This is a genomic window from Endozoicomonas sp. ONNA1, from assembly GCF_024606325.1.
Lineage (GTDB): Bacteria > Pseudomonadota > Gammaproteobacteria > Pseudomonadales > Endozoicomonadaceae > Endozoicomonas_A.
In genome coordinates this window covers 1-9,299 of record NZ_JAHHPN010000464.1, presented here as the reverse complement: position 1 = coordinate 9,299, position 9,299 = coordinate 1, and the positions used below count along the sequence as shown (strand labels likewise).

The window sequence follows — 9,299 nt, the reverse complement described above, 5'->3', positions numbered from 1 at the left end:
GCTCAATAGGAAACAGGAAGCTGATGCCATCAAATTGCCCTTTCATTGAAAAAGGTGATTGTTGCCTGAGGATCAGCCTGCACCAAGGCTTCAGATGTTTGTAGTGAGCAATACTTCGAACATCACGCCAGCAGCGAAGATCACTCTCTACATCACGAGACTTTGGCAACTCTGCAAAAACAAAAGCCAGCTCCCTTGCCCAGCGCTGGTTTTCAGGCGTTCTTGCCCATACTTTTACTTTACTCAGAGCCGAATGAATTAGACGATTTTCAGGGCCATCCATTAAATACTCATCGTACTCAATACAAAACCGATCCCTTTTACTGGGAGGCATGTTGACCTGCCGCCCAACATCGAGCCGCCCCCGAAGAAATCTTTTTTGACCGGACTCAAGCAAATAGTCGCTTCGCACCCCACGCTTGACCAGGTGATTCACCTGTTTCAAAAATTGACTGATCATCATCTCTGGCAAGGTTCGATTGATTTTCTCTACGCTACCCTTTCCTGATTCAATCAACGGAATCCTGTAAACTCGCTCCAGCATTTTCAACAACTGCCGCCTTGCCGGTACAATGTCGCTGTCAACAGTGCTGATTTTTGGCAAAATCTCGATGCGGACACCGCAGGGCGTGTCTATAACACCTACGAAGTTCCTAACCTGTAACCAAGCTTTTTGCCACTTCTGGACAGGTCGTAATAAACGTGAGTAGTTCTCGTCAGAACACATCATTTGTTCCAGGTATTCATATGCCCCAGAACTGATCAATGCCCTGTCTAATGATGTCTGTGATCTGCTGTTTTCTTCCTGACCGCCTTTACCCAGTAAGCCAAACTCACGGATACTGATACTGGAAACCATGGGCTACTCCGGCAATAAATTCTTATAAATGCCGATGTAAGCCTCAGCAGAACTGAGAGCATCCTCATTACGCTCATAGCTCAGGGTTTCATTCGCGCCTTCCCAGTCACTACCAAGAATGTCTCTTAGCACATGCTCATTGCGATGAATAAACTGAAACTCCTCAGGTTTTTGAAAGTCACCCAGAACCCGTCGTATTTTATCCCAGTCTTCAAAGAAATATTCTTCAAGCAATGGTAGTACCTGTTGTTCAAAAATCTGCGTTAACAGACTCAGGCCAGGCTCCTGTTTAAGCGGCATAAAAAAGCTATGGCCGAGGGTATGTTCCCTGTCGTATAGCAGTGTGATGCGTTGATTAAGCGTTTCCAGCATTAACCGAAGATTAATGCCGTCGAGGTCTTTTTCTGATATATCCCCCAGTAATGAAGCCTGCGGCATCACTTCTTCAAACACAAACCGCCTTCTCAGTGCTGTATCCATGAGTGCCAGGGAGCGATCAGCTGTATTCATAGTGGCAATCAGGTACAAATTATCCGGCACAGAAAATTCGTCCTTGGAGTAAGGCAGTCGGACAGATAATGCTTCGCTGGCACCTTGCCGTTTGGATGGCTCGATCAGAGTAATCAACTCACCAAATATTCGAGAAATATTGCCACGATTAATCTCATCAATAATGAGAACGTGAGTTTTACTCTCAGGCTCACCGGTTTGCGGTGTCAGTATTTCCTGCAGAGAATCCATTCGGATATTTCCCCGATCAAGCCGATAAAGCGTTTGTTGCGATAGTGCTTTCTCAAAAAGCTCTTCTCTTGGGAGTGACGGGCTGTAGTGACGTAACCACCTGACATCCCGGCACTGCTGGTATCCAACCCGATCGTCTTTGGATAGGTAGCGATAATCTCCGGTTATTTCCGCAATAGCTCTGAACTTGTGATTGCCATCAGAAATAATAACAATGTCACCCACTTGTATATGATGGATAAACCGATCAACCGACTGAACAGAATAATCCTGTGACTTTACATCCTCATCATGTTCTTGTTGCTTTACCAAAATTTCGTTGCGGGATGCACAGCCAGTAAAGTCGATATCTCCGCCCCACCCCAGAAGAATATAGTTATTGGTAATACATTCATCATAAATGTATGCGTCGTCACCCAGCGTATTACCCAATGACATTTTCCAAATTTTTCTTTCGTTCAACTGTATTCCGGCATCGGAGTCACGTGTCACATGAGCACTGGCGGAAGCACACATCCGTTTAAAAATACCATCTTCAACCTCATAGTGGATTTCTCCATCCTCACTAGCCTGAGCCTTAATGCCCTCAACAAAATCTTCGTAACTGAAGCTCTGGTGGAATGTGACAAAGGCAACCCTTCCGGATTTTTTGAGGCTCTCAAACTTCTTTCGAAGTGCAGCTCTGTCCTCTCGATGTTCAAGATAAAATGCTGGATCAAGAACCTGTAACGCACGATTTATGGTACGAAATGTTTTTCCGGTTCCCGGTGGACCATAAAGAATCTGGTTTCTTGGTAAAACCTGACCAATTTCTTCATCATCCATGGTTTCAACTTCATCACCGGAAGTTATATGCCAAGTTTTTGAAGGGCGAATATTCAGCTCACTGGAATACAATGCTCGGGCAAAACCATGGGGTGTCAGTTCCTCATAATACTGCTCTTTGACTTGCTGATATATCTTCCAAAGCTGTTGCATTCTGCCAATAGCTTTATCTTTGATTTCCTGTTCTTCAAGACCAAACAGTTCCAAAAAGTGTTGAAGGTGGGCTGACGAACTGATGCTTAGGAATAAGTAGGGATGGTAAGCAGCAAGCAATCTTAATTTTCGCCCTTCGCCAATACTGCACGGGTTATCCAGATGCAATATATCGGTGACATAGCCTCTGCCATCGAGCTTTAAGGCGTCTTCCCAGTTATCAGTCGTGGCAAATTTATAATGGATTTCCAGAAAATGTTTCAGGACTTGTTCAGGCGAATAATCTTCCATTTTCTTAGGAATATAAAACCCACCATCTTTCCTCTTGTAAATTCGGTGTCCACGAGAGGTTCCTGGCGAATATGAACCCAGTACCGGCTTTAACCCTCTCTCCAGCCACCAACAGAAATTGCCTTCCCGGGCCCCTTTGCCAAGGCAATATTGATCAAGAGTAAGATTTTTCAGACTGTCAGCCGGATAGAGTTCTAAAAAGCGCTTATAAGCCTCATCGTTACTGGTTTGGCGGGCATATTCCGGATTATTGGCAACCAGTTGGCCAACTTGTTCAAACAGTGAAACAGTCATGACCGCCCCCTTAAGGAAAACCGGATATTAGCGATTAATTCTTATTTTATGATATTACTGTCGTTTGATGCGTATTGAAAGGACACCCCATTGCAGAGAGAACAAGCCTGTTGATTTGGTTATATTAAAGTCAATGTCAGAGTTTCCGGCATAAATTTTCAGGTGAGATGAGCAGAATACGTTTAGCCAAAACACCCTGAAGCCATCTCTTCTCCTTTCACGTCTTCTGGAGTCACTACTGCATCCTTCAAGGTTGTTTTATTACAAAGCAGTTTGTGCAGATTGTCATCAAATGAACTCATTGATGGGTGCAGAGCCATAGGCAAATAAATATTTACGTTCTTCTTCTGACCAATCCGATAAACCCGGTCTGATGCTTGAGCTTCCTTGGCTGGATTCCAATGCCGTTCCAAATGAATCACGTTATTGGCTCCAACCACTGTCAACCCCATACCTGCAGCCACAGGCGACATTATGATAACACCAAAGCCCGGCGAGGCTTCAAACTCCTGAATCAGTCCTTTACGGGTTTGGTTCTCTTTAACGGTTTTTCCCTTTACCGCCTTGGTATCACCGTTAATAATACTGACCTTTATGCTATGAACCCTTTCCAGAGCCCTTGCCAGCATCAGCTGTAGTTTTGTATTTATGGAAAAAATAATAACTTTTTCTTGCCGCTGTCTGATCTCATCCAAAGTTTGCAGAAGCACAACCATCTTTGCTGATTGCTGCAAATATGCTTTCAGCTTATTGTCACTGACTGGCAGCTCTGGTTTGGAGGATTCAATCAGCTGTGGATGTAGGCTAACCGCTCTCAGTTTCATCAAGGCAGATAACACAACACCCTGAGCATTATCCATTGTTTTAGCGTCGATAACGCTCTGAACAATGTCATCGTAGGACTTAAGCTGTTCGCCACGCATTGTGACAGCCAGTCCCTGCAGGCATTTATGTCGTTCATCTACCAACTCATTAACGCCGACCCAAATATGCTTATCGGGCAAACCTTCAAGATTATCCTCTTTAAGGCGGCGCAACATTAATGGACCGACCCTTTGCCGCAGTGATCGCCCAATGTCATTTTTTATTTCTACCGCCCTGCTAGCATCAGCTTTCGCAATAGGAATCATATATTGCTTACGAAAATCCTGATAAGACCCCAGTGCACCGGGTTTGGCGGTATCCATCAGGCACCAGAAATCCCCCAGATGGTTTTCAACAGGTGTTCCTGTAGCTAGCAGTTTAAAACAGGCTTTCAAACCTTTTGCGGCACGAGTAGCCAGAGTATTGGGAGATTTAATAAACTGAGCTTCATCAAAGATAACGAATGACCAGTCAATCTGGCATAGGGAGAATTGGTAGTCTCGTAACGTTTGATAGGATGTCAAAACCAGTCTTTTAGGCTTATCAAGCCTTGCAGTACCTGCTTCAGAGCCTATCAACAGGGAATAGGGGAAGCCATCGCCACCTTGTACAATCTCAGCTTTGGTTTCAGCACCAAAGCCCTTTTTCCTGAATAGCTTCAGATCAGCATTTGCCTGAAGAATAATGACATCTTCAAACGGACTGTTATGGAAAGTTTCGTCAACTTCATCTTTCCAGTTTTCCAGAAGGCTCAAGGGCGCAACGACCATCACAGGCCGCTCTATTGTGCCCTGCTCCCGACAGATCCGGTAATACTCAGAAACGCCCACCAACGACATATAGGTTTTACCCAGCCCCATGTCATCAGCCAACAAGGCACCATGCAGACTGTCCCTTGGAGCACAATTCATTGACTCACGGGCAAGCCCCAGTAACCAGCGTATACCTTCCAGCTGGTGTGGGAAAGGTTGCCTTTTTAGATAATAAAAATCCAGTGGCGCACTATAACTGACGTTTTTTATTCGCTCGGTTACAAATTCCCCGTAGTCCTGTTGTTCATCATTCTCAGCAATCCCAACAACCAGAGTTGTATTTTCTGTATCAACTTTGTGCTGAACTGAATCTGAAGTCAGAGTTTCGGGGTTGAGGATTTTCTCCTGAGCTGATTTTAAAGCGGCTTCAACCTCAGCTTTGTTGCTGACATTAAACTTTTCACCACCGAGTGTGATGACCTCAGCCCCAGCCTGATGAGCATCTCTTATTTGCTGCTCAACAGCTTTGAGATCCTCCTCAGTTTCTATAGCCTGAACCATTTCTGCTGCTGGTTTAACTGGTAAATCCTTCAGCATCCCGGCAGCAAACCAGTCGATACCAGACTCTTCTGTATCACCAAAGTAGCCATGCTCAAAAACAGAAACGCCATGCACTCGCAGAGAAAAGCCCTGATCAAGATCAACCAGGGAAGCATCAAGAAAGGCGGTTGGAGTCTGAAAAAAATCCTTAACCTGCTCTTTCTGGATCGTTCTCGATTTCAGAATCTCATGAACACCCAGCAACTTCTGCTCATCCAACAATATAATTTTTTTGCCAACACGAATACTGCGAACTTTCCTCTTGCTATCAAGCTGCCCCAGACGTTCTGCAAGACGGTCTGTGTCCACACCTTCAATAGTTGGATTGAGCGTCAACGAACCATCTGTATTAACTTTGACACCGACACCTATGGCATCAGGTGAAACCGCTTCAAGTTCATTAAAATGAGCCAACTGAACCTGACAACCTTCTGCAGCAGCTTGTTGTAGTTGGTAAACCGCTGCAAGATTGTCATATTCTGATTTTTCTAACAGGGCATTGTGTTTCTGGATGGCCTGCAACAGATGCCATTGCTCTGGGCTGGGCAGGTAAATTTCAGAGTGCGATAGCTTCAGTAAAGGGCCATTCAGTTGAAACTGTTTACCTCCCAGTGAGGAGCCATCACTGTGAACCAGTATCAAGCGAATATTAAAAGATGGCTGCGTAGTAGTACCTTTAAACTCAACCTCAAACTGCCCTGGCCAGCTGTCCGGCAACCCCAGCAACAGTCGATCTTCCTCTGATAACTTGACTACATTATCCGACGCAATAAAAAATCCATTGACTACAGGAGTGGCATCACCTTGCTCAGCCAACATTTGCAGTGACAGAAACTGGTACACAATACTGTCATCCAGTTTCGCATCACCCTGCTGACAACGACGAAAAAGCTCTTTACTGGTAAAAAAATTCAGCCCTTGGGAATCGGGCTTCACATCGAACTTCAGAGCATCAGGCTTTTGCAAAAGGCTGCTGAAAAACGCTTTAATATTCACTTGGGTCCAGTCCGTAACACTGTCTTAAATACTGATAATCTTGTTCCGACAAAACTGCTTCGGCATCAATATCAAGACCACAATAATGCAGAGCTTTCAATGCCGACCGCTGCCAGCTCAAGTTATTAGGGTTGTGCTGTATACGAAACGGGTACATGCTTGGTTCGCTGAATAAATCATCCTGGCGTTCCTGGAACTCCCTGGTATAAACTTCTTTAAGTCCTACTCCGAGCTCTCTTGCGCCAAATTTATTAATATCGTAATTATTAATATGCTGCCGGGAAGGTAAGCGATCGTATATCCAAAGGTACGAGCTGTGGCTGCCCTCGATAATGTGGTAATCACCGACCTGCATATAGATAATGCACTTGTCATTATCAGCCAGATGAGCATAAGATGGCAGTTCACTCTGGCGGTAGTTATCCAACAGAAAACTGTTGGCACTTCTTCCAACGAACAGTCTGGTGTTTTTTACTACACCCAGTTCAAAGAGCCCCTCAAGAAAGATCTTTCTGGCTGGAAACATTCTTTGCAAATCATCTTTCCCCCTGCGTTTGGCAAATGCATCGATCGCTTTAAGAAACAAACCAAGATCGAAGCGGGACAGCCATCCCCGGACAGATACAATGTACTGATTGTCAATTATCGACCACCAGGTCTGATAGCTCTTGGCACCCTTTGGCACACGGGGGTCACCCGCAATGGCCAGAATAACCTTCATCCAGTTTTCGGGCATTTCAACACCTGCCCCAAGCACCTTTCCTATCAGGATGTTAATCAGCGCATGTCCAATAAACAAACCATTCTTAAAAGCGGCCTTTGCCACCTTTTCCTGGACCATCTCGGGGAACAGGGTAGAATTTTCCCCGATTGCCAGCTTTTCAACCTGGTTTAGATAGTAGATGTTTGTGCAGGCTTCCGAAAAACGGCCTGGCCGCCCCTCAGGTAATCCGACATTCCTTAGAATATCGTTCAAAGGCTTGTTGCAACTGACAGCCTCTTCCACCAGAGACTGGGGACCAGAAGCGTTAAAAATGATTTTCCTATACAGCTTAATGTTGGCCAGACTGCTGTCATTGCGGGAAAAGTCCTGTTTCTGATACTGCCGCTTTAGAAAATCACACAGCAGCTCGAAACCTTTGACATCGTCAAAGTTTTGTAGGTAAAAAAGCGTTAAATCGTAGAGTGCCAGTTTTGACATTTTTGGGCGAATTGATTCAAACCGCTTAAAAATCTGATCACCCAAAATCAGCCGTTTATAAACGTCCTCGTATTCCAGCCACAGCCATATCAAAGCCCTGATATCTTTTCCCCGTCGTATTTCCGCGATCAGATCACCGCCACGGATTATCTCGCTATAAAGCTCCCCGGCTCTTTCCTTGATACCATTACTGACTCCGACATTCTCAGTTGCGCCTCTTTCACGCAAAACTTCTGTTTTATGATTCCAGAGATCCAGATCCCCTGGCTGCCATTGGGGCAAATCGAATTTCAACGGTGGTAGTTGCAGCTTAGACATCGCTGTCACTCAGTATTCGTTTGATATCCTTCAATTCAATCAAACTGGGTTGTCGCATGGTAAAGCGTACGTCGATTCGGCGGTTTTGTCTCTGCTTCTCAGCTGTATTATCCACTTCAATTTTACGCCGAGTAGCCGCATAACCGCTGACAGAAAACATAGGGTTACCATCACGATTCTTTAAAGCGGACAACTCGGAGCCGAAGTTTTCATTGTTACGCCAGTGACTCCATACCGTAATTGCCCTGTAAGCAGACAAACCCCAGTTACCCATTTTCAGAGAATGGGCGGGACGACTGTCAGTATGGCCTTCCACGAAAACCGTATCGATATAACTGCTGCGGTTGTCTTTCATAACGGCCTCATACAACGCTGCGCCAATGGCATTCACCGCAAATGTACGGTCCGCAGGAATATCATGGCGTAGCGTCTGGAAATAGAGCTGTTCATCGGGAATACGCAAAACGGACTGATTTTCTGCCACTTCAACATGAATTCCCTGTTCTAACAGATCTTGACGTATTTCTTCCAGCATTTGAGAACGAATCTGATTACTTTTCACCAGTTCAGTAATGGCCTGATCGACTTCCTTGCTGGTTTCAGACAATTCCAGAATCAACTGCAGAGAAGCGAGAATAAAAATAACCAGCAACCCTGACATAATATCGGAGAAAGATATCCAGTACGGATTTTCTTCATCGACTTGTCGGCTTTTTCCTCTGCGCACACCAGACCCTATTGCCATGCAGCCTCCTTACTGTCCAGGTCTTCTACCAAACTCTCCATCACACGCACGACGGCCTCCATGGCATTAGAGTAATCACGTGTATGTTTATTCCACTCTAACATTCGATCAGCTGTCTGATCATTAACCGTACGACCATAATCACCTAAGACTTCTAATAGCTTCTTATGGAGATGCTCGATGGTTTCAGTCATTTGCTGACGATACTGCTCGTGGTGATGAACCAAATCCTTCGCTGAGCGTGTGCTCATTTCGGCCCCGGTATGCACCTGATCAGAAACCGTTCTCAGCGCAACATGTAGCTCCTTATAGGTTTCCATAATCGTATGCAGGTTTTCTGTGACCCTATCAACCTGCTTGGCTGTCTGGACATTTGCATCGGTCACCATGGCGATATTTCCTGCCAGCGTATCATTGGACTTTGCCACCTGCTCATAGCCCTGCTGCAAGCAGCTTGAAGCATGGTTAAGTTCGGAACCGGTTTTGAATAAACTGCCAGTGTGACCAAGGCCATGATGGAGCAGCTGAATCGTCGTATTGAAGAACTGGCAGAACAAGATAAACAGCGCAATGTCAGTTTCCTTGAGCAGGCCAAAAATCAGGATCTTGCCACTAAGGTGATTCTGGATGAAGCCAGTGCTCTTAAGCATTCGATTGAAC

General features: G+C 45.3%; 5 protein-coding genes and 1 pseudogene. All 6 read right to left on the bottom strand.

Features of this window, described 5'->3' with window-relative positions; genetic code table 11:
• A pseudogene (locus KDK19_RS10555) lies at nucleotides 1-859 on the bottom strand (McrC family protein); the annotation flags it as partial.
• A 3-nt stretch (nucleotides 860-862) separates the two neighbouring features.
• Nucleotides 863-3,163 carry an AAA family ATPase gene (locus KDK19_RS10550; RefSeq protein WP_257291910.1) on the bottom strand — a complete coding sequence of 767 codons (2,301 nt, stop codon included), beginning with the start codon at nucleotides 3,161-3,163 and terminating at the stop codon, nucleotides 863-865.
• A gap of 182 nt (nucleotides 3,164-3,345) precedes the next feature.
• Nucleotides 3,346-6,375 carry a DEAD/DEAH box helicase gene (locus KDK19_RS10545; RefSeq protein WP_257291909.1) on the bottom strand — a complete coding sequence of 1,010 codons (3,030 nt, stop codon included), beginning with the start codon at nucleotides 6,373-6,375 and terminating at the stop codon, nucleotides 3,346-3,348.
• Nucleotides 6,365-7,894, bottom strand: a complete 1,530-nt coding sequence (locus KDK19_RS10540; protein ID WP_257291908.1) for an EH signature domain-containing protein — start codon at nucleotides 7,892-7,894, stop codon at nucleotides 6,365-6,367. Before KDK19_RS10540 ends, KDK19_RS10545 begins: the two co-directional genes overlap by 11 nt.
• Complete coding sequence (locus KDK19_RS10535) at nucleotides 7,887-8,639, bottom strand: OmpA family protein (RefSeq protein ID WP_257291907.1); 753 nt, start codon at nucleotides 8,637-8,639, stop codon at nucleotides 7,887-7,889. Before KDK19_RS10535 ends, KDK19_RS10540 begins: the two co-directional genes overlap by 8 nt.
• A complete protein-coding gene (locus KDK19_RS10530) occupies nucleotides 8,630-9,067 on the bottom strand; it encodes a hypothetical protein (protein WP_257291906.1) in 438 nt (145 codons plus the stop codon). The genes KDK19_RS10535 and KDK19_RS10530 overlap by 10 nt, the downstream gene beginning before the upstream one ends.
• Nucleotides 9,068-9,299 lie beyond the last annotated feature (232 nt).